This window comes from Candidatus Nitrososphaera gargensis Ga9.2 (assembly GCF_000303155.1).
Lineage (GTDB): Archaea > Thermoproteota > Nitrososphaeria > Nitrososphaerales > Nitrososphaeraceae > Nitrososphaera > Nitrososphaera gargensis.
In genome coordinates this window covers 1,041,655-1,065,993 of record NC_018719.1, presented here as the reverse complement: position 1 = coordinate 1,065,993, position 24,339 = coordinate 1,041,655, and the positions used below count along the sequence as shown (strand labels likewise).

The following is a 24,339-nucleotide window of genomic DNA, read 5'->3' as shown; positions in this document are numbered from 1 at the left end:
TAATATACATACAAAAAAAATACAATGTCTCGATCTTCTCAGATATCAGTCGTTCCGTATCGATTGAGGAGATCGAAGATACAATACAGGAACTTTTCCCAATAGGGAGCGAACTCATCATCAAAATGTTTGAAGCTGAGATTGACAGAATGGAATCTCGGTGACAAACGGTATGTATCTACCGTTAGTCACATAGAATACATACTAGACCCTTTAAGACATGATCTCGTTCTAGAGTGCGGTGTCAGCAGCTAAAAGCCAGAAAGAAAAATATCAACATCATTATTACGACGACCAGACCATAGAAAACCTTGCGCGCTATTTCAGAGTGGATAAACACCATGACATGTTGTTTTTTCTAAGAAAGTTAAGAAAGCATGGCTATTGATTTATCATCATTGTGACTTGTCGGAGTTAGTCAATCTCCTTGACCCTCTATGACCATCATTGTAAGGCTTGATTTTATGCTGCTCATCGAGCGAATTTTTGCGATCACTTTTTTTATGTCACTTTCAGATGGCGCGTTCACCTTTGCTATCACGTCATAAACACCAAACACGCCTTTCACTTCTGAAACTCCGGATATGGATTTCAATTCTTTGATTACTCCGTCTTCAGTGCCAAGGTCGCAATTGATAAGTACGTATGCTTCAGCCATGCTGATGAAAAAAGTATTGGAGAGTATTAAAGAATTGCTGGCGCGACCGATAGTCTTTAAAGTTTCGGCAACATTGTACAGGAGAATTGAAGTTCCTTTTTGTCTCTCCCGAAGCTTTGAGCCTTGATCTAGCTTATACTCTGCGGCAGGAGGGCAACGACGTCAAGTTCTTTATCCAGAGCGCGACGGAAAAAGACGTCGGCGACGGTTTTGTAGAAAAAGTTGATTCGTGGGAAGATCAGATCGACTGGGCCGATGTAATAATTTTTGATGACATTGGATTTGGAAAGACCGCCGAAAAGCTGAGGGAAGAAGGCAAAAAGGTCGTAGGCGGAAGCGTATACACTGACAAGCTCGAGAACGAAAGAGAATTTGGTCAGCAAGAGCTCGCCAAGGCAGGCGTCTCCGTTCTTCCGAACTGGAACTTTTCAGATTTTGAAGAGGCCATCAAGTTCGTTCAGAGCAATCCCGGCAGGTACGTGATAAAGCCAAGCGGTAAGGCGCAAAATGAAAAGGAGCTGCTGTTCGTCGGACAGGAAGAGGACGGCAACGACGTGATCAACGTTCTGGCGCACTACAAGAAGAACTGGTCTAACAAGATCAAGATATTCCAGATACAGCAGTTCTCATCAGGGGTCGAGGTCGCTGTAGGCGCGTTCTTTAATGGAAAAGAGTTTGTCCGGCCGGTGAACATCAACTTTGAGCACAAGCGGCTCTTTCCCGGCAATATAGGCCCGAGCACTGGCGAGATGGGATGCTATGATGACAAGACCGAGGTACTAACTGACAAGGGATGGAAGCTTTTCAAAAACCTGTCTTATGAGGACGAAATATGTACCCTCAACCCAGCCACTCACGCAATAGAATATAACAAACCCACAGCAATAGTTTCATTCACACACCACAAGAAATTAATCTCGATGCAAAACCGCGCCATCGACATTGCTGTAACGCCGGACCACAACATGTACGTATGTTCCCAAGAAAATGCAAGGAACGCAAACAACAAGTTCGAATTTGTAAAGGCAAAAGATTTGCAAGATCAATCAGTCATCAAAAGATCAGGTACATGGATCGGCGTGGAACGAGAATATTTCGTACTGCCTTCTGTATCTTTGGGTCATTACGAAGGCAGGCAAATAGTATTCCACGAAACTGGACAGTTAGAGGTCTCGATGGATATATGGGCTGCATTTATGGGCATATGGCTTTCCGAAGGCTGTGCATCTTGCAACAAGGTTTCAATAGCCCAAAAGACCGTGCAAAAATCCAAGATCATAGAAGAACTGTTAAGGCATCTCCCGTTCAAGTTTATCAAGGGAAGAAATGAGTTCTACTGTTATAGCAAGCAGCTATATACGTACCTGGCAGGCTTTGGCAAGGCTTATGACAAATATGTTCCTCAATTCATAAAGGAGTTAAGTGCAAGGCAAATAGCAATATTTCTAGATTGGTATGCCCTTGGCGATGCCACTGTAATGAAGAGTGGCTTTAGGATCTTTTACACTTCATCAAAAAGAATGGCTGATGACATACAGGAGCTTTTGCTGAAAATAGGTCGAGTAGGTATTGTCAAGACAAGGAAAAGGCGTACCAATAGGATCTGGATAGAAGATCATTATGCTAATTGTTCAGGGATACAATACGAGATCATAGAAAGAGTGAACAAGCTTGATTCGTGGCTTGATAAAAGAGATATCAAAACAATAAATTATGAGGGTAAGGTTTACTGCGCCACCGTAAAGAACCATGTGATGTACGTTAGAAGAAATGGCAAGCCTTACTGGTGTGGTAATACACTCATGTTCTGGACCCACAATAACAGGATCTTTGAGCTGACACTTGAAAAAATGAAGCCGGCCCTCGCCGCTTCTGGCTATGTGGGATATATCGATGTCAACTGCATAGCAAATGGGACAGGCATATACCCGCTTGAATTCACGTCCCGGTTTGGATACCCCACTATATCGATCCATATGGAAGGCATCACCAGCAAATGGGGCAAGCTTCTCCATTCGCTCGCAAAGGGTGAAGACACTGAACTCCACACAAAGAAGGGCTTCCAGGTCGGAGTAGTCATTGCTGTGCCGCCGTTCCCGTTCAATGATGACAGGACATTTCGGAAATTCTCAGAAGATGCGACGATACTCTTCAAGACCCAGAACCTTGACGGGATCCACCTCGGCGAAGTCAAGAGAGAAGGCAACGACTGGCGCATAGCCGGGAGGTCAGGATATTCTTTGGTGGTAACAGGCTCTGGCAACACCACCGATGAGGCAAGGGCACAGGCGTACCGACGGGTAGCCAACATCATGATACCCAACATGTTCTACAGGACAGACATTGGGAGCGGCTGGGTCAGAGACAGCGACCTTTTGCTCTCATATGGTTACATGTAAAGGCAGCTTTTGCTGCAAAGGGTAAGAGTATCATCACGCTATAGAAGAAACCTTCAGCAGTCATCCTCTATAACGGGCACAATAACAGGGATAACACCCGCTATATAGCATAAAATTTAACTACTCTGGCAGGCTGTGAGATAGCCATGGCCAAGGACCAGCGGAAAGCAGCCGTTCAAGCAGGTTACAATTTCAGAAGGCTAGAAGTCTATACCCCTGAAGAGATCGACCACTGCGAGAAGAGCAAAAACATCAAACGCTACATTACGGCAAAGGAAAGCCAGTCCAGCAACACCGCCACCGCGTACAAGACCAAGCTGCAGGCCTTCGCGCAGTTCGTCTACAGGAAGCTGGATAAGGTGGCCATTGATAGCCTTATCGAGGAGATCAAGGCCGGCAAGCGAGATCCCTATGAGACGATACAGGATTTTGTGTATTTTCTGCAGAAGGAACGACCAGGCGACAAGCTGAGCAACAACGTTATCAGGGAATCGGCCAAGACTGTTAGAAAGTTCTTCAAGAGCTGCAAGATCAAGGTGAGCATCGAGGATTTCAACGAGTTTGTATCGCTGCCAAGGCATGAGAAGCCCAAAAAGACGGGCATCACAAAGAATGACATCATCGAGCTGATAGCCAGCCCAGCAGCAGGGCCCCGGCTCAAGACCTTTCTGATGTTTCTAGGTGCCACTGGCCCGCGGCCAATCGAGCCGTGCGCGCTGACAGAACGTGATATCGAATTCATGGACCTGAAGGCAGCCGACACCTCCAAGAACGCTTCATGGGTTAATTTCAATCCCAAATACGATAAAATGAGAGACGCCAGACGACGGCCGCTTACTGTTGAGGTCGACAGGCAGCTCAGGATATGGCTAGATTACAAATACCGCGAGCGCAGGACCACCAAGATAGGAAAAAACGGCAAGCTGGTCCATGTAACAGTTAAGCCTGAGCGGGACCCGGATAGCCTGCTATTCGCTCATGTACACTTTGATGGAGAGCGGCCGACACCTGAAAATCTGTATGATACCATCGCTGACGAATTCGCTAATCTTGTCGACCTGCTAGGGCGTGGTCAGCGTGTCGGGGCCGGGAAGGGCAAGCGGCGCAAGCTGACGCTTGGCAGGTTCAGATCATGGGTCAAAACCACCTATAGTAACCTAGGCAATCGCGACTTTGGCGAATTCATGATCGGCCACTCCGGCTCTACATATTATGAAACAGCAGGAGATGAGGCCATAGTGAAGACGTTGCGCCAGTACGAAAGGTACTTCACCTTCCTAGATGCAAAAGCACTGGAAGCCATTGGAGCAGACCAGCAAAGCAAGATAGAGGAGCTCAGAGAGCAGCTTGAAAAGAACAATGAAAAATGGGAAAGATTTGTTGCCAATTTCATGCGCCTGTACGCAGAAGAGCGTATGATGGCCAAGTTTGGCACGCCTGAGGGGCAGAAGATGATGGACGAAGAAAGAAAGGCATTCTTTGAATATGCTAAACAGTTCCTGGCTGAGCGCGAAGGTAGGAAAGAAGCAGTGGCCACAGTCACTACTACTACCACCAGCAGCACCGGCCAAGAGGATTCCATCAGTGGCGGCCAGTAGTCTGCTGGCCGTCGGCCAAAATCTTAGGGAAATAATTTTTCCTAAGGCGCTAGAGCCACCCTTTTATTCCTTCTGACTTACAACTATGCTATGACTTGCAAGATTCTAAAGAGCATAGCAGTTGATGAATCGAACTATCAGGCATTGAAGAATCTTGGCAAAACCGGCGATTCCTTCAACGATGTGATTACAGAAGTTCTCATCAAGGTCGGAGCTAGAAAGTAAGGGAGCTAAAGAGCCTTGAGCCTGATCGCTGAGCCCACTATTGAAGAGCAGAAGAACGAACGTAGAGAGAGGAGCCGTACCAGCCAGACCAAAACTGGTGACGAAGCTATCACATGGAGAGAGGTCAAAGATAGACGTAATGCGAGGCTGAGAGCCGAGCGAGCATACTTCTGTCCCTGCAGTCGTGGCCACTACTATAGCGGCCCCGGCTCATGGAAAAAAGCAAAAGAGCACGCAGAGGTAAAAGGCCATCCAATACTACGTGGCTATGGCACGAAGAAGGTCAAGCTCATGCCGTGGGGGCAAATCGCGGATGAGGAAAAAGGAGGTGGCCACAAGCCTGCAGGATGAAAAGAAGGAGGAGGAGAAGAAGAATAATACGGTCCGCACATTGCTCATCGACTCCATTATCAGACTGGAGCGGGAGCTTGGCAGGATAACAAGTATAAAAGAAGAAGAAGAGCTGGAGCATAGAAGCAAGCTGGCCGAACTGAGTGAAGAGATTTTGATCGATCTGATATGCATAACAGCGAGCGAGATCGAATGGAAGAAGAAGAATAAGCTAGCAATATCGTCGTCATCGTCAGATCCCGTGTCTGGCAGGCTCGAGGACATAAGGAACCCGCTTGCAAGGGAGATGTTCAGATGATGATGTTAAGCGCCAGAGGGAAAACTGGCCACCTGCAATATAAGGAGGGCGGAAAGGATTGAGTTCAAAAAAGAAAAAACTCGAGAACGATCTGATTGAATGGAGGCGCTCTCAAGTCCTCTCTATGTTGGCCACCGGCCTGAGCCAGACAGAGATTGCCGACATGCTAAAAGTGGCCGTTTCCACTGTCAACAAGGACATTAAGAAGATCCGTCTTGAGGCCAAGGCAAAGCAGCAGGACTATATCGATAACGAGCTGCCATTCCAGCACAAATTAGCAGTGGCCAGTCTGGATAAAGTGCTAGAAGAAGCCTGGCAAATCTTCAGAACAGAGAAGGCGGTCAAGGCCCGGCTGGCAGCCTTGGAGATTATTGCCGACTCGACCATGAAAAAGCAGGCCGTCCTTGGAGATCCTGCTCAGATAGAGAAGGCCATCAAGCTTGTCAACAGGTTGAGGAAGCAGATATCTTCCACTGGGCAAGCACAGCTGGAAGAAGGTAGTGGTCACCAACAACAGCTGGAAGAAGAGCAAGAGGAGGCCGAACTATAGGAAGATGCAGAAGCTAGACCCAACAACTGGCCGATATGAACACCACTGTGATGGCTGCGAAGGGGCACTTTTACAAGGCAAAGGCAGCCGGTACGTAGTAGTGCAGGACCCACAGAGGGAGGACTATGCTGTTTATCATGAAGCCTGCTTTAGACTGTGTTATGATGGAGGGCGAAACTAATGCCGTCGCGCCTGGGCCGCAATATAGAGCAGGTTTTGGGCAATATCGATATCTCTCAGTATGTCATGCTTGATGACCAGGTGCCGCTTGACCCTGAACAGTTTTACAACTCCTTTGGCCACCTGCAGCATCCAAGGACCAAAAAGCCGGTGAAAGAACTGGCCCCCTATCAGATCAAGGTCTGGAAGGCCATGCTGGAGCAGCGCCGGGTGCTGGTCGTCAAGACCCACAAATGCGGGCTGTCGACGTCGCAGCTCATGGCCGATTTTCAGCTTGCCGTTCTGCCTTCGAGCCATCCACTGTCGACCAGAGGCTACGATACCCTTCTTGTCTCGCAGACCAAGGACATCGCCAAGGAGCTACTCAGGACGCTCAGGCGCATGATACTGCACTCAAAGAAATACAGCAAATACCTTATTGACAGGCCGACAGAGATCGAGGAGTTTGGAAGTGGTCACATTTCATACCAAAAGATCATGCGGGACGAGCAGACAAAGACTTCAGTGATATACATACGCAACCCTGAGGACGAGACAAGGCCTTCGAGGATAATCGCCCTTGGAGCCGACAACCCGGGATCCATCGAGAGCTGGCCCAACATCCACCACATCCACATTTCAGACATAACGGCCACCATAGGCGACTATTCGGATTCGCTCAACGTGGCCATTACCAGGCTGGCCAATACAGGCGGCACCATGGTAATTGAAAGCATTCCGGACTTTGCTGGCAGCACGCTGCACCAGCTCTACGAAAAATATCAGGCCAGACAGAGCCGGCTTGCAATCGGCCAGGACTTTGCTACATTTGAAATCACCGCAGACGAAGCAGTGGCCGCCGGCGTCATGACGCCAGAGCATCTGGCCAGTGAAAGAGAGCGGCTCGGCCCACTGTTCCCAAGATACTACGGTGCCAAGTTCCTCTCTTCTGGTAATGCCTGGTATGACGAATCACTGATACAGTATTTTGAAGACGATGATGACGATGAGGAGGAGGAAGAAACAGAATGGGAGGTCTCTCGATAGTGGCCAGATACATCTATGGGCTTGATCCTGCTTCTAAAAATGACTGGTTTGGAATTGTCGTTCATGAGCTGATGATGGCCGCTCATGAAAGGCCGCCGAGGCTCCGGGCAATCAACCAGATGACGCACACCAGCTTTGACAAAATCTATGGCTACCTGGTTGAGGATATGTTCAAGCGATATCCGCCCTATTACATTGTCATTGACTACTCGAATGAAAAGACCTTCTCTGACCTGCTTGTTCGGCTCTATGGCAAGGAAAAGGTCGAGCGGATAGCCTTCAGCAACGCAAACAAATTGATGCTAAAGGAGGACGGGCTGGCCATCATGAAGCAGGAATACAAGTTCCCAAACCCTGCAAAGGTGGCCGATCCTGCCGTGGCTCAGCTGATATTACTGCTTGTCCAGCAGCTAAAGAGCGAGCAGATCCTTCAGACGGCCACCGGGAAAACAACATTCGACCATCCAAGGGGCCAGCATAACGACCTTGCTATTGCCTGGGAGTTATCTATCCATGGCTGCCTGAAATTTATGATACGTGGCCAGAGGAACACCGGTCTTGTTTACAGTAGGAAATACGATTATGATGATTATGCATCATCATCCCTAGGCTATGCTTCCAACAACAACTACAACAATCACGGCCTTGGCTCCGGGGTTCCCGATCGCGTTGGAGTCACTAGGACTGATAGGGCCATAATCTACCCGGGCAGGTGACTCAATAAAGGCATGGCCCTGATTGCTGAAGACATAGAGCTTCTTGATTGGCTGCAGTGGCCATACATCAACACAACCACGCTAAACCCTGACGATGAGCAGAGGGCTCACAGGATATTTGGCACCATTGCCGGAAGGGTAGGCACTCAGGCCAGATTGAACGACATAGAAGAATACCTTAACACGAACGGCAGTCGCTATAGAGAATGGGTAATAGATGACCTCATGAAGATAGCGAAGAGCCAGTTTGCAAGGTATGGCCTAAGGTAAAATGTTTCTGGTGGTTCTTCTTGTCCTGGTGGCTGCTCACTTTCCAGTGGTGGAGGCGGCGGTAGTTCTGTTCTGGCTGCGGAAGTGATTTCCGCAATAGTCCGTTTTTCTGACTGATTACCCTTCCTGCCTATCTCTTGGGCATGTCTGTCTTTCGCATCACTAGGAATATACTCTCGTATCGTCCTCTCCGTCCACAACCCGGCGCAATCTCTCATTATCTTCTCCTTTGCCGCCTTGGGTGTATACCACTCGTCAAGAAGAGCGCGGTAGAGCTTGGGCACAAATAATAATAATTCAAGAAAAAAGGCAGGGAGAGATCAGGACTGTTGCTGTTTTTTAGATGCTTCTGCTGATGTCTCTGAAACGTTTGATCACTTCATCGCCCATCTTGCCAGAAGAGTAGTAGCCTTCTTGCTCGCTGGCCTTGAAGTGTGGCCGATACTCTGCTGGCCTTGGTTGAATAGTGTGCGTTTGCGCTACTGTGTGCTGTTGCTGTAGGGCCTCCTCAAGAGTGGCCGAGATCTCCGCCAGAGTATCTATAGACAGCTTGTACAGTTTTTCCTTCTCTTCCTTGACCTGGCCCTGTCCTATCTTGCCAAGCTCGAGCTTGCGAGCAATGATCTCGTCCACATAATTATTTCTCTGCTCATCCTCCTGCATCACCTGTTCCATATACTTCCTTCCTGCATCAGACGTGGCGGCAACCAGTCGCATCTCTCCTCCCCTGATCTGAAGTACCATTTTGTCGTCAGAATTCTTTTGGCTCATGTCTTTCAGAAAGACATGAGCCGCGCGCTGCTCTTAAGATTAGTCTAAAGTGTGCTGCACACTTTACCAAGATGTTAAGAACTCTCCGCCGCCATAATTCGCCCATGGTTCGATTCAAAAGCGCAGCAGAAAGCAAAGCAGAGTCTGAAGGGAAGACTGTGACGTTGAAAGAATTCCAGTCGATAATGGCCAAGAAGGGGAATAAAGGCGTGAAGGAGAGGAGAGAAATAATCTCAGTGTACAGATATTTCGATGAAGGACGAGAGAAAGAGTTCTTCTACTACCACGAGCAGCGCTCAGCTGACACCAACACTGATGGATGGATAAGCGCGTACACATCGCATGTAGGATTCTCTGAGGAGTTCCCGCCATCAGAGGAGTTTGAATGGACGCCGGCGAACCTGGCCAACATCAAGAAATACTTTACAACGGGCACGAACTTTTACGCGTACATCGGAGATAGAAGAACTGCAATCAACAGGCATGACTTTGAAACTGCAAGGCTGGCCGACATTGAAAACAGGATAGCCACCGTACGAATCGACGCGCAGAGCCTCATTAGTGCAGTAAACAACGTGGCAACGGCCGCTGCCGCCACCACCACTACTACTGCAAAGAAGTCTACTACCACTACTAGCCCTGCTACATGAGGTAGATAGAGGATGGATATGCGCCAGACGACCTATTGGGAAAATTTGGGATGGAGGCTGACCCCTGGCTGAACTTCTTTTTCATTTTCAATGGCCACATAGAAGCCGGCAAGTGGCCACCACTACTACAGCGGCAATGGGGTGGCCAGAACCAATGATGGCCGAAAGGTTACATTCTGAAAATGTAACCAATCAGGAATGGTTACAGCATTCCGGCAGATGCAAAAGGCTGGCCGCCTTCGCATTGGAAAAAGGCACTGCAGGCTTCACTAGAAGGGATATCGTTCGTGAAGGCATATCGAAGAATGAGAACGCGGCCAAGGTGATGCTAAAGCGCGCCGTAGACGCAAAAATAATCAAAGTCAACGAAGAGGACCATTCTAGGCGCCGGAGATACTACCACGCTTCTGTAATTGCTGATGTCATGGCAGACTTTTACACACAAAATGTAACCGAAAGGCCCACAGGGCCGGCGCGGCGCGCCATGCAGGCGCTGGAACTGGCCACTTACGACTGGATCGAGTCAAACATCCTGCAGATGCTTCCAGGCTCACCCCAGTATATTCACAACATGCACTTCAGGCTGAAGCTATCGGACAAGTGGCTGGCCAGCGGCCTGTATTCTTCTCTTTCTGGTGAGCCTGCCAAGGGCAACAGGGCCAAACGGTTCGAAAAGTACTTGAGTGGCCACTTTGTAGAAGGACAGAATCGGCCTGCAGCTGGCCACCTAGTAGAATTTCTCATTTATCCCAATGGCACGGTTGTTATCAACACTTCAACCAGCAGGGCACCCCACAGAATCGAAACACCCGAAGATCTGGATGCTTTGAATCAGTGGCTAGGAAGGATAGAGCAGGCCCTGGCTGACGTCCTGTCCTGCAGGCATTCAGACATGGTGCCACCGGTGAGGGAATGGATCTTGACGCGGTGTGACTTGAACATCGATATTGAGGTGCCACACGAGCTCCAGCTCTACGGGCCAAATCTACAGTGGAAATACTATGGCCACCTGTTCCGGCTGTATGTAAAATCAATGGGCGATCGGACCGTGGCAAGGCCAGAAATCTCGCCGAGCCCGAAAGAGCCTGTCACTGAATCGCTGGCTAAAGTCTTTACCCTTGCCGGCCATGAAAAGCGCCTGACTCTGCACGACGATCAGATAATGGAGATGAAGGGCCAGATCCTGTCGCTTCAGAAGCAGGTGGCCGAATTAGAAAGGAGGGCTCAGACTTGAGCGAAAAAGAGATCTCTGCATTCTGTGACCTTGTGGCTAGATTATTACCAACCGCGGATCTTAATGCAGTGGTGGCGGCGGCCGTAATAATCGTAATAATCAATGAACTAAGAATTCGGGCCAGAAACAACTGGCGCCCAGTGGAGCAACAGGCGACGACATGAGCGAGCCGCCAGCAGCTACAATCCCAGAGGAAAAAGCCCCAGCAACAACTTCTTCATGGAAGGATCGCAAGCGGCAAAAGAGGGCGGAAATGCACTCGTATAGCTGCATCAAGTGCGGCATCACCTGGTCTGGGAGAGGGCGATATCAGTGGGCCCTTGAGCATGCCCTGATAACTGGCCACCGCATAAAGCTGCCCAGGAGAGAGAAAAGAAAGAAAGGAGGAGGTCTCTGCCACCGGCTTGAACAATAATGATAATGATGATAATGATAATAATAATGATAATGATAGCCTTCTACTGCCATGGCGCTCTCAAATCATGCCAGACCAGGCGTTCCTTCTGACAGTCGCACAGTTGCGCCAGGAACTGGCCACCGGCGAACTGTGGAATGGCATCAAAATCAGAAACAGAAAATTGGCCACCAAGCTGCTGCCGCCAAAGAAAGAGTAGTAGCAAGGGCCCAGGTCAATAATCAGAATATTTTTTCGGTACATCTGCCATCGCCTTTATCTGCCTGTAATGGTCTAATGGAATCTTGAGCCATCCCAAGGCTCAATGGGTCGTCTGGTTCCTGCCGAATGCCCGTCCGTGCGGTGACAGTCGGCAACGAACCCCATTTTTGAGCGGGGGGCGCCTGTATCGTACGGTACATCTGCCATCAGATTTTTAACAAAACGGCGCGCCATGAAGTCTGTTAATGGTCGTCACCACCAGCACTATAGATGCTACTGCTGCTCCTGTTATTATCACTAGAACAGAAGTGTCAGAAAGCGACGTCGTTAGCGAGCCGGGAGACCTGTTCACACTTCGATATAACCGGATAAAGGAGGAAGCCAGGGCAGAAGTGGCCAGAGCCTACAAGATTACAGCGAGGCCGGCTATGACAACGAACCTCCGGCATGGGCAAGTTGGCCCGTGTGTCTGGTGCGGTGCAGTGGCCACATTGGAGATCCTCCTGCACTACAGAAGCCACCTTGCTGAAGAATGGCGCCATATCTGGACCGTCAATAATGATGGCTGGTTTACATGGATCGTTGTAGAGAAGCACTGCGATTCATGCGCTAGGCGCCACTATCCGGAAACGATGACCACTTCTTTGGAGGACCTAAAGTAAATGGCCGATGAAGAGATTGAGTTAGCATGGCGTCTCAGTGTCGAAGGTGCAGAAGAAGTCAAGGCCAAGATTTCTGACCTCCACGATCAATTCAACCGTGGCGAAATTTCCACAGAACAATATGCAAAGGGTCTTAGATCTGCCGGCAGTGAATTAAAGACGTTTAGTGATGCTTCCCAGTTGCAGACTAGGGCTTTCATGGCCGCACATCCGGGCTTGGGCGCCCTATCGCGGGCGATGTCTGGCTTTTCAAGTATTCTCAGGGCTGGCCAAGCCGCTTCTAACGCTATGAACTTGGCAATGATAGCCACGCAGGGCACATCTTCCAATCTGGCCGCATTGCAAGCTGAAGCAGCTGCTGCCCAGCGCGCCTATAACAAAGCAGTGGCTGAATTTGGCCCAGAAAGCGAAGAAGCGTCGATGGCATTAGATCAGTTGAATGCGGCCACCGCCAAAGTCAGGGAAGAACAGGACAAGATGGCGCAGCAGTCCATCCAGAACGCCTTCACATTCGCCACTTCAATGGGTATTATGGTATCCTCAGCAGTGCAGAGTATTCCAAGGATCAAGACTGAGCTTGGCAACCTATCAAAATCTATAGGCGAGACATTCGGCAAGCTGGGTGGTGGCGGCAATGTTGCCAGGGCCTTGGGTGGCATGGCTGCCATAGGCTTGGGCGCCACTGCGCTGGCCACTGGCGGATTCAATGCTCTGATAGGCCAGTCAGATACTGTGGCTGACAAGCTCAAGGCCATAGGCGGGATCGGGGCCATTGGTGTCGGCATCGCTCTGGAATTCCCCGCGATAGCCAAAATTGCATTGATAGGAACAGCCATCGCTACTGCAACAGTGGCCATAATCCTATTCCGCAAAGAGTTGGCCGACACAATGGCTGGTGTGGCAGAAGCACTGGCTCCTGCAGGTGGAGCCCTTATGAAATTCTTTACAGAAGACCTGCCGGCATGGGGGACTTCGGCATTATCCTGGCTGTCCGGTGTTTTCTCTGTCGCCTTCACTTCGATATGGCAGGGAATCCTGGCGGTGGCCACCACGATCTGGGATTCGCTGAAGTCGGCATTCGTGGGCTTCTGGAATGGAATGATAGGCGTGGCAAATGCAGCTTTGGCCGGAATAGCAAGTGGCATCCAAGGCTTCATCAACTCGGTAATCGATGGAATCAACGCGCTGATCTCGATCTATAATGCAGCTGCCAGGGCCCTCGGACAGGGCACAATGGCCACAGTTAGCAGGATTTCAATTCCTGTACCACAGATCCCAGTGATTTCAGCTGCTACAGGCTTTAATGGTATCCTGGCTCAGGATACTATATTCCAGGCGCATAGAGGCGAAATGGTGAGGATCACGCCAGCTTCAGATGTCCGCGGTGGCCTTGGAGGTGGCACAACCGTGATCCATAACCACCACCACAATTATCACATAGAAGGCTCTGTCTGGTCAGAACGTGATCTTAAGAGAATGATCGGTAGGGGCCTCTACTATGACCTGAGAGATAGGGGCGTGTAGGCAGCTGTGGCTACTCCTGCTGACAGTGATCCATCTCAGGCATGGCAGGTGGTCCACAAACCAACTGGCCACAAATACCTGATGTATACGGTACCAAGCAGGGAAATAGCCCAGACTATCAACTGGAAGCGCAAGCGGCTTTCTACACTGCTCTATGATTACCAACACGCCAAAAGCCCTGAAGAGCGCGCTGCCAAGCGCTCTGAATTTGATAGTGAGAACAAGCATCTAGAATGGATCATGGTAGAATTCCTGCAGGACTGCCTGGGCCTGACCATGGATCAGATTAAAGCCATCGGAACACAGGAATGTGTTGAAATATTTGTGGAGGTCATAGATTACTGTGAGAAAAACGGCCCCTCAGAAAGAATAGCCTAGCGGTGGCCACCTTCAACATACTGGCAAAGGCTCAAAGTTTGCTAGCATTAAGAATCGCTTGTCTGATTTGGTGCATTCGACTATTCAGGACCTGCACCGCTTCGTCCATTTCTTTTTCATTGATCTGTCTTTGAACATCCCTGAAGACTGAAGCAACCCCTGCAATCATTAATCCCCAAGTATAACCAAAAACAAAATCACCTTCTTCTTTGAGCATCAGAGAAGGATCACGTTTTAGCAATCGATAAAATCTGACTGTGTCAGGTATTGTCTTGATTCTACTGTCGACCATTTCTTCCAAGGCAGCTAGCTCGTCAGGAAGGAGTGGCAATATTTGAATTCAAAAAGTGGCCACTTGCTTTTCAGCATTCGCCTAAGGTGTCCTAAGGCATTATTCCTTGGATTTCTTGATCACTAGGGCCATTTCGCCGTCGACTACCTTCCATTCCCACTCCAGCTTGTCGCCTTCCTTCAATTTCCACTGCTTGACAACAGACATGGGGACCGTGGTCCTAAGCGATGCGAATTTGGGCGAGTTCTTGGCCAGTGTTGTGACTTCTCCCACGCTAGGCATGATGCTATGTCTAGTTATTCTGCCTTCCTATTAAACTATACCATGTATCATACCCTACACTATACCACAACACTTATTACTAGCCTAGTGCTTGGTATAGACATGCAATTAAGCATGAATGAAGAAGCAAACCCGAACAGCAGTACAAAGTGGAATGTCCGAAAGGTTCGATCTATCCATGGCCAGAGCGTCTTTTTTTGCAGGGAGTGCCAGGCGGACGTCCAAGTGGCCGAGCATGTCACAGGTACCACAGTGGAAGACGATTTCACTATCTACTGGGATTTTGTCAACGGCACATGTGGCCACTGTGTCAAGGACTGGAGCCATTAATAGGTGATCGAAATGAGCGAAGAAGTCGAGCTGCCAAGCCAGTTCACCCACAGCGTCAAGCTGTCCGACACGGCCAAGGGCCTGAGAATCGACGTGCACGTATACGCGAACGACAAGATCACTGCCCTGAAGGAAGCTTTTGCTCTATATCAGGGAGCAAAGGAAGAGGCCGAGAACAGGAAGATCCCATTGGCACCGGTCGAGCTGAAGGGAGGCAGGAGTGAATAATGAGCGAACCAATCAAGGTTTTCGGCGACAGGGCCGAGCAGATCAAGGAAGGCGACACGTTCCGCGCAGTGGTCAAGTTCATAGAAGGCAGGAAGATGGTCATGCTGATGAAGCAGGAACGACCGGAGAGTGATTCCAGTTCTGAGCAGCCGAAGATTAATGCAGAGCCCAGTGAGAGCACGGCCATGAACAACAAAATGCGATTACTGACAAAGATCAGTGGCCGCCCAGCCGAAGCAATAATGAAGGAACTGCTTGGCAGCGAAGCATATTTTGAGTTCAAGGATGAAAGCAGGGACGACGGCCAGCCCGTAGTGGCCATATATGTAGAGGGGAACGGCAGCCCCATGGACAAGCTCGAAAACGTTGAGGTGGCAGAATAAGAGATGGCTACAAACAGAGACGAGAGGAAATACCTCACAACACTACAGGGCCAGCAGGCAGAAGCTATCCGTGAGGCCCTGAAACGCGGCAGTGGCCTCTCCTTTAGTGACGCAGACGGCGACGCGCTGTATGTCTACGAAGAAGAGTGAAAGCGGCCGCTTTGGCGGCTCGTATGTAGTCTGCGTCGAGTAACCTTCTTTTCCGCTGGCTGCTGCCGTCGCTTCCACTGGGATACCTGCTGGTGGGATATACGGTCGCTCTTCCTCTTGCTCTTCGCTTCCTTCTAGTGGTGGAGGCGGCGGGAGTTCTGCTAAAGTCATTTTAGCACGGGTTTCAGCGCCTTTCTTTCCCGCTTCCCTCTTTTTGGAATCCTTGCTTTCTTCTGGCAGGTTCGCCCAGATTGTCTGTTCAGTCCACAACCCGGCGCAATCTCTCATTATCTTCTCCTTTGCCGCCTTGGGTGTATACCACTCGTCAAGAAGAGCGCGGTAGAGCTTGGGCACGTACTCTGATGCCAGCACCTTCACCTTCTCCTTCAGTTCTGACAGTATGCGGTCGTATTCGCTCATTTCTGATGGCCACCCCCCTCCGGCTGTTTTGGACGATACATGAAGAGTGACCAGCAATCTTAAATCCGGCGGTGGCCGTAATGCACTGGTTCTTTGCACTCTAGAGTCTCCAACTAGAATTATAGCTAGTGTAAACCTTTCTAGGGCGGGCAATATATCGACCTTAAATTAGATGCGATCTACTCTGGCATATTCAGAGGAAGGATGTGGCTGTTGTCTGGTGTTACTGACGATGAGGGAAACTACACAGGGGTATTCAGGCGCGGAGCAAGGGGTACTATTGACATCATTGCTGACATACTTTTACTTTGTACTACTTGGAACAAGAGGACCAGGATAATGTACAAGGCTAACCTGAGCCACCAGATGCTCAAAGTCTATGTCTGGCACCTGGTCGAGCTTGGGCTGCTTGAGGAGTCAGAGGACATGAAGTTCAGGACTACAGAGAAGGGGAAGGTATTTCTTTCGCACTACCAGCACTTGTCAAGGCTGCTGATCGGTCTGAACGATCATCATCGTCCCTTTGTCCCACAACAGGATGAGTAAAAGGGCAATCCGTAAAATTTTTTGCAAATGCGCACTAGGTCTTTTTTGCGCGCCTGAGCCACTGTATGATCCCATACGTTATGCTTGACGAAAACGCCACGATCAGACTTGCAATGCCTAGGTCGATCATTGCTGTTGGAGGCATCATTGTGTCTGCTAGCGATGCATAGTTATTATCGCTTTTGGAACTATTTTCTGATTAGTGCAGCAATACAGTCGTGGCATATCTCGTAGCAGAGTGCATGATGACAGGCGACTGGAAGACAAACATGAGTATTGCTATTGCCAGTGTAGAGGACTTTGCGAAATCCTGAAGGTACTTTTTTAACTCGCTGTAGCGGTTCCTGATTGTCACTTCTGTGACGCCGGCGGCAATTGAGAGCTCTTTTTGTGTCTTGACCTCGCCTGCATGCATGCAGGCGATGTAGAGGACAGTTGCAGCGATGCCCATTGGCCCCTTGCCTGCAGATATCTGCATGGCGACGATTTCGCGCATTATCTTTACGGCAATCCTCTTTGTTTTTTCGCTGACGCCAACCTTGTTTGCAATCCTAGTGATGCACCTTGCGTGATCCACTGTCGGGATTTTTGGGTCAAACATGCGCACCAACATCCTGTAATCGCGCGAGATTTTTTTGCGTGCAACATTGCTAGCAGTGGCAATTTCGCTCAGCGTCCTTGGGTTCTCCAGCTCACGGCAAGCAAGATAGACTGAAGCGGCAAGGACCGATGACACAGTTCTTCCTTTTATCAGACCCAGTCTGCTTGCCTTACGGTAAAAATACGCCGACTTTTCCACTATTGCATCTGGGAGCCCGAGGCTCTCCTTCAGGTGCTCAAGCTCGGGCAGTGCCTGTTTAAGGCTTCTGTCGTTGGCTGCCTGTATCCTGAAATCCCACACTCTTATCCTGTTGAAATTCAGCCCGTTTGCCTTGCTGTTGCCTATGGATGTGAGCAATCCTTTGTTGTAGCGGGCAAGCGAAGTGGGAGCGCCCGTCCGGCTCTTGCGGTAAAACTCATCGACGCTAAAAGCGCGCCAATCCTGTACGGCCGGGCTTTCGACCCTGTCAATCACTATTCCGCAGCGGCTGCAAATGACTTCGCCACATTCATGATCTGTTACCACGACCTCGTTCTTGCATGCAGAGCATACAACCGACGCTTGCATTGAGGTGCTGTTCAATAGCGAGCTTGGCACCTATAAACTCTTGTTCGGATTCTACTAGCAAATTTGTAATCAAGTGTCGACGAAGCGAAAGTCTTCCTTGACGGTCACCAGCACCACATGTGTGTTGGTGCGCTCAACATACGGCAGCGACAGGTCCTTTTTCACGAAATTGGAAAGCTCTGCGCGGTTCTTGAACTTAGCTATTATGGTCATGTCTGTCAGCCCGGTAATGTCGTATACTGCACACACGTTTGGGAACTTGGCTATCTGCCTTTCAAGGTCTACTATCTTGCCCTTTGTTGCCGTGATGTCTATGATAGCCGTCAGATCGTATCCAAGCTTTTCATGATCAAGCAAAGCAGAATATGACTTGATTATGCCCTCTTTTTCCATCTTGGAAACCCTTGCAAGGACGGTAGGAGGCGAGACCCCGATATCCTCGGCCACCTTGCGGTACGACATTCTGGCATCATGCAATAACCTCTTTAGTATCTTTACATCTGTTTGATCCATGCGTATCATTAATGTAATAAATTAACAAATATAAAGTATTATCTTTTGGCACTTGTCAAATATCAGCAATTTAGATGCTATACCTTATATTTTACAAGCTGTAACAATACTCTATGACACTAAAGGATTCGCTGGAGCACAGCGCAGACAGGATGGGGTTTGAAGATGCCGAGTTTATTCTGATAAGGTACACCGACGTTCCCGGCAGGTTCTTGGCAAAATACATTGCCAGCGACAGTGGAGAATACCTGCGAAGTGGCGTCGCGGTAGACGGCTCGTCAGTCAGGGGCTTTGCCAAGATAGACGAGTCTGACCTTTTGCTGGTTCCTGACAAATCAACCTTAAGGCCGGCGCCAATATCAAACTATAAGGTTGCCACAGTAATTGCTGATGTGCATGAAGGCTTTGGAAGGGGCAGGCTGATCAGAGACCCGCGCCATGTCTCGCAGCTCATAGAAGAGCACCTTGCCCGCGAAGGGCTGTCTTGCCAGATAGGCCCCGAGGTAGAATGCTTTGTCTTTGACGATATTGTCTTTGGTGGCAAGAGCGGACCAGAGATCCTGTCGGCAGAACGTGCTGGCAAGTATCACATCAGGAGAAAGGGCGGCTACGACGCCCCGCCGTTCCAAGACTCGCTCGTAGAATTGAGGTTCGAGGTAGCCGAGATCCTGAAAAAAAATTACCTCATCAAGGTCACAAATCTGAACCACGAAGTTGCAAGCAGCGGCCAGATCGAGATCAACTTTATGCACAGCACGCTTACAAAGGCAGCCGACAACGTGCAGGTATACAAGGACACTGTCAGGAACGTTGCCAAAAAGCACGGCAAAATTGCAAATTTTATGCCCAAACCTGTCTTTGACGAAAGCGATCCGAGTAGCAGCGAAAGCGACAACGGCTCAGGAATGCATGTCAGCACCAGCCTGTGGGACGGCGCAAGCAACATCTTTTATGATGCAAGCGACGGCTATGCAGAGCTCAGCCAGACAGGGAGGTACTTTATCGGAGGAATTCTGGACCACGCGCGTTCGCTTGCGGCACTAGTCGCCCCAACAGTAAACTCGTACCACAGGATGGTCCCCGGCTTTGAGGCGCCAATCTACGCGGCGTGGTCAAGGGGCAACAGGTCGGCAGTCGCGCGTGTGCCGGTGAACGACAGGAACAACGTCAAGTCAAAGCGCATAGAGTTCAGGGCACCGGACCCGTCTGCCAACCCGTACCTTGCTTTCTCGGCAATAGTGGCCGCAGGGCTTGACGGCATGAGAAAAAAGATCGAGCCAGGAGATCCGGTCAACGAGGACATTTATAAGATGCCCGACCACGTCAGGAGCAGCCTAGGGATAAGGTCGCTACCGGGCAGCCTGCAGGAGTCGCTTGAAGCGCTGAAAAGCGATCATGATTACCTAAAGCCATGCTTTCAGGGCGATCTGCTTGAAACATATGTTGCGCTCAAGCAGGAAGAGATTGCATATGCAGGCAGATCAAAGGAGCGGCAGTTCATGCTTTACTATGACGTCTAGCTGGATGGTGGCTTCTTCTCTCCCGGCGTCCTCGGCATAGAGCTCACTATCGACTCTAGCTCCGTTATGAGATCCTCCACCTGCTTGATCTCGGTCAGCGGTCTGACTGTTCTGTTGACAAGTGGCATCGACGGCAGCAGGAACAGGGTCTGCTGGAGCTCTTCGTTGGATGCCACGTCCAGAACCATTATGCCTCCCGGCGAGTCTGCAAACGCGTAGGCAAACTTGAGCTTGCCCTGCTCTTTCAGCTCGCGGTAGATGCTAAAAGTCTGTTGCAGCATCTTCATCTGGGCCACTGCAAGATCCGGCGACACGAATTCCAGCTTGACGGCATCTATTACAAGATACAGCATGCAGGACAGATGCGCGCCCATCGGGATAAGCTTATCGCCGGCAGGAATAAATTATCTTGTTCCAGATCTTTTTTACTGGAATGTCGACTGAATCACTGCGCAAAGATCACCACCTGATTGAAAAGATGCTCAAGGCGCTTGACACGACTGCAGCGCTGCTGAAGAGCGGCAAAACCATTCCTGCGCCGATCCTTGACCAGATGATCGATTTTACAAAGAACTTTACGCTAGTGTGCCACCACGGCAAGGAGGAAGACTCGCTCTTCCCGGCGCTTGAGAAGAGCGGGATGCCAAGGGAAGGCGGCCCCATAGCAAGGATGCTATTTGAGCACGAAGTGACAAAGCAGCTGGCGTCAAAGCTCGAAGAGTCTGCCAAGATCTACCTGCAGTCAGGCAGGGCTGATTCGCTGGTTGCCGACATCAAGGGCTACATCGACCACGTGGCCCTGCACCTTGCAAAAGAAAACCACCGGCTGTTCATGATGGCAGACATGATCCTGCAGGGCAAGGCCGACCAGATCAACAGGGACCTTGCCCGGTCTGAGGAAGAAAAGCTGAAAGAGCTTGGAAAAACAAGGAGTCATTATGAAAAGCTAGTAAGTGACATCGAGTTAGGTCTTGCCTAGCAGCAAGATTTCTATAAGGTTGCGCCGAGCTAGACGGCTGTTGGGCAGAGAAGCCGAGATAGACAAGATGCTCAAGGAGCTCCACGCCTCGTATCTGAAGGACAACGAGCATGACGAAGGCGACCTCATTTACTACAGGATCAACTACCGGCTTGCAGATACCTTTGGCATGACAAGAGAAGAAGCCGAAAGGCTGCACTCTGGTTACCATGTGGGCAACCCCCGGCATATCTCGCAAGGCTTCTGCGAGAAATGCGGCAGTATGGTGACCATAATCCCCGTGATTTACGGTATACAGGAAAGCGACATGGAAAGAATGAAGGCCGCGGAAATGCAGGGCCGGCTCATTATAGGCGACATGGCCACCGTAAGGCAGGGATCAAAAGTAGCGATGTTTGGCTGCAAGGAGTGCAGAACCCTTTTGTCAAAGTACGGCACGCTCTAGTCGAAAAGGTTATTGCCCCATTTCAATGATAAGCATCATAGTGCACAACCCTGTCAACACTTTCATTTCATTTGGGCTATTGATCGCAATAGTCGGAGGATCGTTCTACTATGTCTATGCCTTGGCTCCCAGAGGCCCATGGATGGGCATCATGGATGGGGCTTTTATTACACCAGGAGCAGCCCAAGCAATAGGGTTGGACGAAGATCATGGTTTTTTGATATTCGTAATTGCACCATCAAGTCCAGCCGCCAAAGTAGGACTGCAACAAGCTGACGACGAGGTAGTCATAGGTGGACAGAGAATACCAGTTGGCGGAGACATTATTGTCAGCATGGATGGAAGACAGATCAACGGAATCGATGACATTTGTAGTGTCTTGGAGCAAAAGCAGGTCGGAGATAATGTCAGGATTGGTATAAACAGAGACGGCAGATTGCAGGAAGTCAATTTGATACTTGAAGAAGCGCCGCCAGGAGAAACTTCTGACTGCTAAGATTTAGGATATCTTTGACATGTGCAGCCTGTTGAGCCCTTCAAGCAGGTCCCTGACCTGATCGTGCGTTGGGTTCAGGTTCTTGATTTCTTTAATCTTTACGTTCAATTGTGCAAGCTGCTCGTAGATTCCCTTATCCTCCAGCAGATCCACAAGCGTGTCCAGCTCGAATGGCTTTTGCAGCAGTTCCACGATCTGCTTCAGCTGCTTGACAGAATCAACAAGAGTTTCGTTGACATAGGCTGATGCAAATATTATCCTCTGGCGCGGGTTTGCGGCCAGTATGCGCTTTGCGACTTCCATCCCATCCATCTTAGGCATCCGGTGGTCAAGCACCACGGCGTCAAAGGGCATAGCCTGCTTTTGCAGCTCTTTCATGTAGACATTGAGACACTCTTCGCCGTTGGCAGTCGTTACAACGTGGTGATCCTTGTCTTCTAGGGCCAGTTTATACTGAAGTAGTATATCCTGCTCATCCTCGGCTATGAGAATCTTCACAGGTTCTCTGATCAAAGCATCTTGTATTTAGTATTTGTTGTGTAATTTTTTATAATGTGTCCGTGAGGCAGACTGCGGCATAGTTAATACCGCCTCACGCTAACTATCTGTGTGGGAAGCAAGATTGTCACCGAGCCGCCTGGCCCGGCCGCTAGGCGCATAATAGACGTCATGAAGAGAAACTGCTACGACTCGACTTTTACGTACCCGCTCGTGATCGCAGACGGCAATGGTTCGTTCCTGCACGATGTCGATGGGAACTCGTTTCTTGATTTTACTTCAAACATTGGCTCATGCCCGCTCGGGTACTCGCACCCGGAGATAATGCAGGTCTTGGCTGAGCAGGCAAAGAACGGCGCGCACAAGATAGCAGGACAGGATTTTTACTGCAAAGAACATGCCGAGCTGTCAGAGCGCATGATATCAATACTCCCACAGGGGTTCAGGACATTTTTCATAAACAGTGGGGCAGAAGCAGTCGAAAACGCGATCAAGATAGCATACAGGAAAATGTCAACAACCACTCCTTCATCGCTGCCTGGAGTGTCATGCGTCAACGCCTTCCACGGCAGGACACTTGGCGCGCTTTCTTTTACGTTCAGCAAGCCGGTGCAGAAGAAAGGCTACCCCGAACTGCCAGTCCTGCGGATAAAATTCTGCACGAGCGATTCTGACGCAGAAATAGACGCTGCAGAAAGGCTGCTGGCAGAGAACAAGGTCGCGTTCATACTGAGCGAAGTGGTGCAGGGAGAAGGCGGCTACAACGTCGCAAGCAAAAAGTTCATCCAGAACCTCCGCAGGTGCGCCGACAAATATGGCGTGCCGCTCATTTTAGACGAAGTCCAGTCAGGAATGGGGCGGACTGGCAAGTGGTGGGCGTTTGAGCACTATGGCGTCAAGCCGGATATAATGAGCGCGGCCAAGGCGTTGCAAGTAGGTATAGCGGCATATGACAGCAGGCTTGACCCCGGCGAGCAGGGCGCGCTTTCAAGCACGTGGGGCGGTGGCAGCAGGATCGACATGGCAGTTGGAGCCAAGATAATCGAAGTCATCAGGAAAGACAGGCTGCTTGACAATGCGGCTGCTATGGGAGTCAAGCTCAAGAAGGGACTGCAAGAGCTTGCAGGAAAAGGTGGCATGATTGATGTAAGAGGTCTTGGGCTGATGATAGGTCTCGAGTTTGACAGCAAGCAGAACAGGGATGAGAGGCTGGCGAGGGCCTTCAAGAAGGGACTGCTGTTGCTGCCAGCCGGCCAGAAGGCGATGCGGGTGATACCGCCGCTCACAGTGACCGAGGAGGAAGTTCAGGAGGGGCTTGGGCTGATGAGACAAGTGCTGTCGGGCTAGGGACCCTTGTATTCTACCACCGAGAAAAATGCGTTTTTGCCCGATTCGTCAAAGTTTAGGTTCGGGGTGAGGATGCGCATCATTTTACTTTTGGCAGCCTCTGCAACCTTCCAGATGAAGCCGTTTGGCAGCTGGATCCTTGTGTCCTGTTCTTCTCCTGTCACCGGATTTTTGAAACTTTCAATCCGGACATCGATTATTCCGGGTACTGAAAAGCTGCTTTTCTTACCATCTATCTTGGCGGAGATGTCCACGAATTGCGGCTCTAACATGTACTTGAACGTATTTGCAAATATTGCAAATGAACCTTCGCCCTTGGCCTTGCCTGAAAAGATGTTTACTATTGCCTTTCTCTGATCCTCAGTGGCCTTTTTGCCAATGAATAATTGCATAGTGCCGTTTCCTTCATGGATGGCTTTTGGCCAAGACGCGGCATAGATCACGTCAATGCCGTCAAGCTTGGTATTGCCATAGCTGCCATTTTTGATATGGTAGAGCACAAGTGCTCTGCAAAACCCGTATGTTGGAAAGCCGTTAAAGTTGCAAGGGCATCCGTAATCGCAGTTGCATGTTTCGACATAATCTGCCTTGATGTTCCATTTTGGAATCTGGACAGTTGACATGATGCATGTCGAT

The 24,339-nt window shown here is 49.8% G+C and carries 36 protein-coding genes; 26 read left to right on the top strand and 10 right to left on the bottom strand.

The window, feature by feature from the left end; all coding sequences use genetic code 11:
- Positions 1-418: 418 nt before the first annotated feature.
- Positions 419-658 carry an Lrp/AsnC ligand binding domain-containing protein gene (locus NGAR_RS06305; protein ID WP_015018842.1) on the bottom strand — a complete coding sequence of 80 codons (240 nt, stop codon included), beginning with the start codon at positions 656-658 and terminating at the stop codon, positions 419-421.
- Positions 659-744: 86 nt separating this feature from the next.
- Between NGAR_RS06305 and NGAR_RS06300 the strand changes: the two genes are divergently transcribed.
- The 9 genes from NGAR_RS06300 (at position 745) to NGAR_RS06265 (ending at position 8,271) form a co-directional block, all read left to right on the top strand.
- The gene (locus NGAR_RS06300; protein WP_015018841.1) at positions 745-3,057 is read left to right on the top strand and encodes an LAGLIDADG family homing endonuclease; all 2,313 of its coding nucleotides are present in this window, start codon (positions 745-747) and stop codon (positions 3,055-3,057) included.
- A 146-nt stretch (positions 3,058-3,203) separates the two neighbouring features.
- On the top strand, positions 3,204-4,655 hold the full coding sequence (locus NGAR_RS06295; protein WP_015018840.1) for a hypothetical protein: 1,452 nt from the start codon (positions 3,204-3,206) through the stop codon (positions 4,653-4,655).
- Positions 4,656-4,745: 90 nt separating this feature from the next.
- Positions 4,746-4,880 carry an antitoxin VapB family protein gene (locus tag NGAR_RS18385; protein WP_228369312.1) on the top strand — a complete coding sequence of 45 codons (135 nt, stop codon included), beginning with the start codon at positions 4,746-4,748 and terminating at the stop codon, positions 4,878-4,880.
- 15 nt (positions 4,881-4,895) lie between these two features.
- Positions 4,896-5,231, top strand: a complete 336-nt coding sequence (locus NGAR_RS06290; protein WP_015018839.1) for a hypothetical protein — start codon at positions 4,896-4,898, stop codon at positions 5,229-5,231.
- A complete protein-coding gene (locus NGAR_RS06285; protein ID WP_148681070.1) occupies positions 5,194-5,529 on the top strand; it encodes a hypothetical protein in 336 nt (111 codons plus the stop codon). Before NGAR_RS06290 ends, NGAR_RS06285 begins: the two co-directional genes overlap by 38 nt.
- Before the next feature lie 58 nt (positions 5,530-5,587).
- Complete coding sequence (locus tag NGAR_RS06280; protein WP_015018838.1) at positions 5,588-6,079, top strand: helix-turn-helix domain-containing protein; 492 nt, start codon at positions 5,588-5,590, stop codon at positions 6,077-6,079.
- A gap of 180 nt (positions 6,080-6,259) precedes the next feature.
- On the top strand, positions 6,260-7,285 hold the full coding sequence (locus NGAR_RS06275) for a hypothetical protein (RefSeq protein WP_148681069.1): 1,026 nt from the start codon (positions 6,260-6,262) through the stop codon (positions 7,283-7,285).
- Complete coding sequence (locus tag NGAR_RS06270) at positions 7,267-8,001, top strand: hypothetical protein (RefSeq protein WP_148681068.1); 735 nt, start codon at positions 7,267-7,269, stop codon at positions 7,999-8,001. The genes NGAR_RS06275 and NGAR_RS06270 overlap by 19 nt, the downstream gene beginning before the upstream one ends.
- A gap of 12 nt (positions 8,002-8,013) precedes the next feature.
- Complete coding sequence (locus tag NGAR_RS06265; protein WP_015018835.1) at positions 8,014-8,271, top strand: hypothetical protein; 258 nt, start codon at positions 8,014-8,016, stop codon at positions 8,269-8,271.
- Between the two features lie 339 nt (positions 8,272-8,610).
- Here NGAR_RS06265 and NGAR_RS06260 read toward each other — a convergent pair whose 3' ends face one another.
- A complete protein-coding gene (locus NGAR_RS06260) occupies positions 8,611-9,042 on the bottom strand; it encodes a hypothetical protein (protein ID WP_015018834.1) in 432 nt (143 codons plus the stop codon).
- A gap of 104 nt (positions 9,043-9,146) precedes the next feature.
- Between NGAR_RS06260 and NGAR_RS06255 the strand changes: the two genes are divergently transcribed.
- The 8 genes from NGAR_RS06255 (at position 9,147) to NGAR_RS06225 (ending at position 14,106) form a co-directional block, all read left to right on the top strand.
- Positions 9,147-9,692 carry a hypothetical protein gene (locus tag NGAR_RS06255; protein WP_015018833.1) on the top strand — a complete coding sequence of 182 codons (546 nt, stop codon included), beginning with the start codon at positions 9,147-9,149 and terminating at the stop codon, positions 9,690-9,692.
- Positions 9,693-9,936: 244 nt separating this feature from the next.
- A complete protein-coding gene (locus tag NGAR_RS06250) occupies positions 9,937-10,926 on the top strand; it encodes a hypothetical protein (RefSeq protein ID WP_148681067.1) in 990 nt (329 codons plus the stop codon).
- The gene (locus NGAR_RS17330) at positions 10,923-11,090 is read left to right on the top strand and encodes a hypothetical protein (protein ID WP_187147698.1); all 168 of its coding nucleotides are present in this window, start codon (positions 10,923-10,925) and stop codon (positions 11,088-11,090) included. The genes NGAR_RS06250 and NGAR_RS17330 overlap by 4 nt, the downstream gene beginning before the upstream one ends.
- Complete coding sequence (locus NGAR_RS06245; protein WP_015018831.1) at positions 11,087-11,341, top strand: hypothetical protein; 255 nt, start codon at positions 11,087-11,089, stop codon at positions 11,339-11,341. The genes NGAR_RS17330 and NGAR_RS06245 overlap by 4 nt, the downstream gene beginning before the upstream one ends.
- On the top strand, positions 11,331-11,540 hold the full coding sequence (locus NGAR_RS06240) for a hypothetical protein (protein ID WP_148681066.1): 210 nt from the start codon (positions 11,331-11,333) through the stop codon (positions 11,538-11,540). Before NGAR_RS06245 ends, NGAR_RS06240 begins: the two co-directional genes overlap by 11 nt.
- Before the next feature lie 247 nt (positions 11,541-11,787).
- Entirely contained in the window at positions 11,788-12,204 is a 417-nt protein-coding gene (locus NGAR_RS06235; protein ID WP_015018830.1) for a hypothetical protein, read from the top strand.
- Positions 12,205-13,728 (top strand): hypothetical protein, encoded by a 1,524-nt coding sequence (locus NGAR_RS06230; RefSeq protein WP_015018829.1) that lies wholly within the window; start codon positions 12,205-12,207, stop codon positions 13,726-13,728.
- A gap of 6 nt (positions 13,729-13,734) precedes the next feature.
- Positions 13,735-14,106: a hypothetical protein gene (locus tag NGAR_RS06225; protein WP_015018828.1), complete on the top strand. Its 372-nt coding sequence runs from the start codon at positions 13,735-13,737 to the stop codon at positions 14,104-14,106.
- Positions 14,107-14,137: 31 nt separating this feature from the next.
- Here NGAR_RS06225 and NGAR_RS06220 read toward each other — a convergent pair whose 3' ends face one another.
- Both NGAR_RS06220 and NGAR_RS06215 read right to left on the bottom strand, forming a co-directional pair.
- On the bottom strand, positions 14,138-14,437 hold the full coding sequence (locus tag NGAR_RS06220; protein WP_148681065.1) for a hypothetical protein: 300 nt from the start codon (positions 14,435-14,437) through the stop codon (positions 14,138-14,140).
- A 60-nt stretch (positions 14,438-14,497) separates the two neighbouring features.
- A complete protein-coding gene (locus NGAR_RS06215; protein WP_015018826.1) occupies positions 14,498-14,680 on the bottom strand; it encodes an AbrB/MazE/SpoVT family DNA-binding domain-containing protein in 183 nt (60 codons plus the stop codon).
- Between the two features lie 102 nt (positions 14,681-14,782).
- On the opposite strand from NGAR_RS06215, the gene NGAR_RS06210 reads away from it, so the two are divergent.
- The 3 genes from NGAR_RS06210 to NGAR_RS06200 are packed head-to-tail and all read left to right on the top strand — an operon-like array spanning position 14,783 to position 15,621.
- On the top strand, positions 14,783-15,010 hold the full coding sequence (locus NGAR_RS06210) for a hypothetical protein (RefSeq protein WP_148681064.1): 228 nt from the start codon (positions 14,783-14,785) through the stop codon (positions 15,008-15,010).
- 12 nt (positions 15,011-15,022) lie between these two features.
- Positions 15,023-15,238, top strand: coding sequence for a hypothetical protein (locus tag NGAR_RS06205; protein ID WP_015018824.1), 216 nt, complete (start codon positions 15,023-15,025; stop codon positions 15,236-15,238).
- A complete protein-coding gene (locus NGAR_RS06200; protein WP_015018823.1) occupies positions 15,238-15,621 on the top strand; it encodes a hypothetical protein in 384 nt (127 codons plus the stop codon). The genes NGAR_RS06205 and NGAR_RS06200 overlap by 1 nt, the downstream gene beginning before the upstream one ends.
- Before the next feature lie 42 nt (positions 15,622-15,663).
- Here NGAR_RS06200 and NGAR_RS06195 read toward each other — a convergent pair whose 3' ends face one another.
- Positions 15,664-16,191 (bottom strand): hypothetical protein, encoded by a 528-nt coding sequence (locus NGAR_RS06195; protein WP_015018822.1) that lies wholly within the window; start codon positions 16,189-16,191, stop codon positions 15,664-15,666.
- A gap of 213 nt (positions 16,192-16,404) precedes the next feature.
- Between NGAR_RS06195 and NGAR_RS06190 the strand changes: the two genes are divergently transcribed.
- A complete protein-coding gene (locus tag NGAR_RS06190) occupies positions 16,405-16,737 on the top strand; it encodes a winged helix-turn-helix domain-containing protein (protein WP_187147697.1) in 333 nt (110 codons plus the stop codon).
- Positions 16,738-16,936: 199 nt separating this feature from the next.
- Here the strand turns inward: NGAR_RS06190 and NGAR_RS06185 are convergent, their stop codons facing one another.
- Together NGAR_RS06185 and NGAR_RS06180 are read right to left on the bottom strand one after the other, a co-directional pair.
- Positions 16,937-17,920 (bottom strand): transcription initiation factor IIB, encoded by a 984-nt coding sequence (locus NGAR_RS06185; protein ID WP_228369311.1) that lies wholly within the window; start codon positions 17,918-17,920, stop codon positions 16,937-16,939.
- 54 nt (positions 17,921-17,974) lie between these two features.
- Positions 17,975-18,418: an Lrp/AsnC family transcriptional regulator gene (locus tag NGAR_RS06180; RefSeq protein ID WP_148681063.1), complete on the bottom strand. Its 444-nt coding sequence runs from the start codon at positions 18,416-18,418 to the stop codon at positions 17,975-17,977.
- Between the two features lie 113 nt (positions 18,419-18,531).
- Here NGAR_RS06180 and glnA point away from each other — a divergent pair, with 113 nt between their 5' ends.
- Complete coding sequence (gene glnA, locus NGAR_RS06175) at positions 18,532-19,938, top strand: type I glutamate--ammonia ligase (protein WP_015018818.1); 1,407 nt, start codon at positions 18,532-18,534, stop codon at positions 19,936-19,938.
- Here glnA and NGAR_RS06170 read toward each other — a convergent pair.
- Positions 19,935-20,312: a muconolactone Delta-isomerase family protein gene (locus NGAR_RS06170; protein WP_015018817.1), complete on the bottom strand. Its 378-nt coding sequence runs from the start codon at positions 20,310-20,312 to the stop codon at positions 19,935-19,937. The two genes, glnA and NGAR_RS06170, sit on opposite strands and share 4 nt — an antisense overlap.
- 59 nt (positions 20,313-20,371) lie before the next feature.
- On the opposite strand from NGAR_RS06170, the gene NGAR_RS06165 reads away from it, so the two are divergent.
- From NGAR_RS06165 to NGAR_RS06155, 3 genes are read left to right on the top strand one after another with little or no spacing between them, the layout of a single operon-like run.
- The gene (locus NGAR_RS06165; RefSeq protein ID WP_015018816.1) at positions 20,372-20,917 is read left to right on the top strand and encodes a hemerythrin domain-containing protein; all 546 of its coding nucleotides are present in this window, start codon (positions 20,372-20,374) and stop codon (positions 20,915-20,917) included.
- Positions 20,918-20,957: 40 nt separating this feature from the next.
- On the top strand, positions 20,958-21,362 hold the full coding sequence (locus NGAR_RS06160; RefSeq protein ID WP_015018815.1) for a hypothetical protein: 405 nt from the start codon (positions 20,958-20,960) through the stop codon (positions 21,360-21,362).
- A gap of 25 nt (positions 21,363-21,387) precedes the next feature.
- Positions 21,388-21,858 (top strand): PDZ domain-containing protein, encoded by a 471-nt coding sequence (locus NGAR_RS06155; RefSeq protein WP_015018814.1) that lies wholly within the window; start codon positions 21,388-21,390, stop codon positions 21,856-21,858.
- 3 nt (positions 21,859-21,861) lie between these two features.
- Here the strand turns inward: NGAR_RS06155 and NGAR_RS06150 are convergent, their stop codons facing one another.
- Positions 21,862-22,356, bottom strand: coding sequence for a response regulator (locus NGAR_RS06150; RefSeq protein WP_015018813.1), 495 nt, complete (start codon positions 22,354-22,356; stop codon positions 21,862-21,864).
- A gap of 111 nt (positions 22,357-22,467) precedes the next feature.
- On the opposite strand from NGAR_RS06150, the gene NGAR_RS06145 reads away from it, so the two are divergent.
- Positions 22,468-23,703, top strand: coding sequence for an aminotransferase class III-fold pyridoxal phosphate-dependent enzyme (locus tag NGAR_RS06145; protein WP_015018812.1), 1,236 nt, complete (start codon positions 22,468-22,470; stop codon positions 23,701-23,703).
- Here the strand turns inward: NGAR_RS06145 and NGAR_RS06140 are convergent.
- Entirely contained in the window at positions 23,700-24,326 is a 627-nt protein-coding gene (locus NGAR_RS06140; RefSeq protein WP_015018811.1) for a DUF1326 domain-containing protein, read from the bottom strand. The genes NGAR_RS06145 and NGAR_RS06140 overlap by 4 nt on opposite strands.
- Positions 24,327-24,339 lie beyond the last annotated feature (13 nt).

Excerpts from the sequence above, each read along its gene's own strand:
- NGAR_RS06305 (WP_015018842.1), bottom strand. The coding sequence starts at position 658 with ATGGCTGAAGCATACGTACTTATCAATTGCGACCTTGGCACTGAAGAC.
- NGAR_RS06295 (WP_015018840.1), top strand. The coding sequence starts at position 3,204 with ATGGCCAAGGACCAGCGGAAAGCAGCCGTTCAAGCAGGTTACAATTTC.
- NGAR_RS18385 (WP_228369312.1), top strand. The coding sequence starts at position 4,746 with ATGACTTGCAAGATTCTAAAGAGCATAGCAGTTGATGAATCGAACTAT.
- NGAR_RS06285 (WP_148681070.1), top strand. The coding sequence starts at position 5,194 with ATGAGGAAAAAGGAGGTGGCCACAAGCCTGCAGGATGAAAAGAAGGAG.
- NGAR_RS06275 (WP_148681069.1), top strand. The coding sequence starts at position 6,260 with ATGCCGTCGCGCCTGGGCCGCAATATAGAGCAGGTTTTGGGCAATATC.
- NGAR_RS06270 (WP_148681068.1), top strand. The coding sequence starts at position 7,267 with ATGGGAGGTCTCTCGATAGTGGCCAGATACATCTATGGGCTTGATCCT.
- NGAR_RS06265 (WP_015018835.1), top strand. The coding sequence starts at position 8,014 with ATGGCCCTGATTGCTGAAGACATAGAGCTTCTTGATTGGCTGCAGTGG.
- NGAR_RS06260 (WP_015018834.1), bottom strand. The coding sequence starts at position 9,042 with ATGAGCCAAAAGAATTCTGACGACAAAATGGTACTTCAGATCAGGGGA.
- NGAR_RS06255 (WP_015018833.1), top strand. The coding sequence starts at position 9,147 with ATGGTTCGATTCAAAAGCGCAGCAGAAAGCAAAGCAGAGTCTGAAGGG.
- NGAR_RS06245 (WP_015018831.1), top strand. The coding sequence starts at position 11,087 with ATGAGCGAGCCGCCAGCAGCTACAATCCCAGAGGAAAAAGCCCCAGCA.
- NGAR_RS06235 (WP_015018830.1), top strand. The coding sequence starts at position 11,788 with ATGGTCGTCACCACCAGCACTATAGATGCTACTGCTGCTCCTGTTATT.
- NGAR_RS06230 (WP_015018829.1), top strand. The coding sequence starts at position 12,205 with ATGGCCGATGAAGAGATTGAGTTAGCATGGCGTCTCAGTGTCGAAGGT.
- NGAR_RS06215 (WP_015018826.1), bottom strand. The coding sequence starts at position 14,680 with ATGCCTAGCGTGGGAGAAGTCACAACACTGGCCAAGAACTCGCCCAAA.
- NGAR_RS06210 (WP_148681064.1), top strand. The coding sequence starts at position 14,783 with ATGCAATTAAGCATGAATGAAGAAGCAAACCCGAACAGCAGTACAAAG.
- NGAR_RS06205 (WP_015018824.1), top strand. The coding sequence starts at position 15,023 with ATGAGCGAAGAAGTCGAGCTGCCAAGCCAGTTCACCCACAGCGTCAAG.
- NGAR_RS06200 (WP_015018823.1), top strand. The coding sequence starts at position 15,238 with ATGAGCGAACCAATCAAGGTTTTCGGCGACAGGGCCGAGCAGATCAAG.
- NGAR_RS06195 (WP_015018822.1), bottom strand. The coding sequence starts at position 16,191 with ATGAGCGAATACGACCGCATACTGTCAGAACTGAAGGAGAAGGTGAAG.
- NGAR_RS06180 (WP_148681063.1), bottom strand. The coding sequence starts at position 18,418 with ATGGATCAAACAGATGTAAAGATACTAAAGAGGTTATTGCATGATGCC.
- glnA (WP_015018818.1), top strand. The coding sequence starts at position 18,532 with ATGACACTAAAGGATTCGCTGGAGCACAGCGCAGACAGGATGGGGTTT.
- NGAR_RS06170 (WP_015018817.1), bottom strand. The coding sequence starts at position 20,312 with ATGGGCGCGCATCTGTCCTGCATGCTGTATCTTGTAATAGATGCCGTC.
- NGAR_RS06165 (WP_015018816.1), top strand. The coding sequence starts at position 20,372 with ATGTCGACTGAATCACTGCGCAAAGATCACCACCTGATTGAAAAGATG.
- NGAR_RS06155 (WP_015018814.1), top strand. The coding sequence starts at position 21,388 with ATGATAAGCATCATAGTGCACAACCCTGTCAACACTTTCATTTCATTT.
- NGAR_RS06140 (WP_015018811.1), bottom strand. The coding sequence starts at position 24,326 with ATGTCAACTGTCCAGATTCCAAAATGGAACATCAAGGCAGATTATGTC.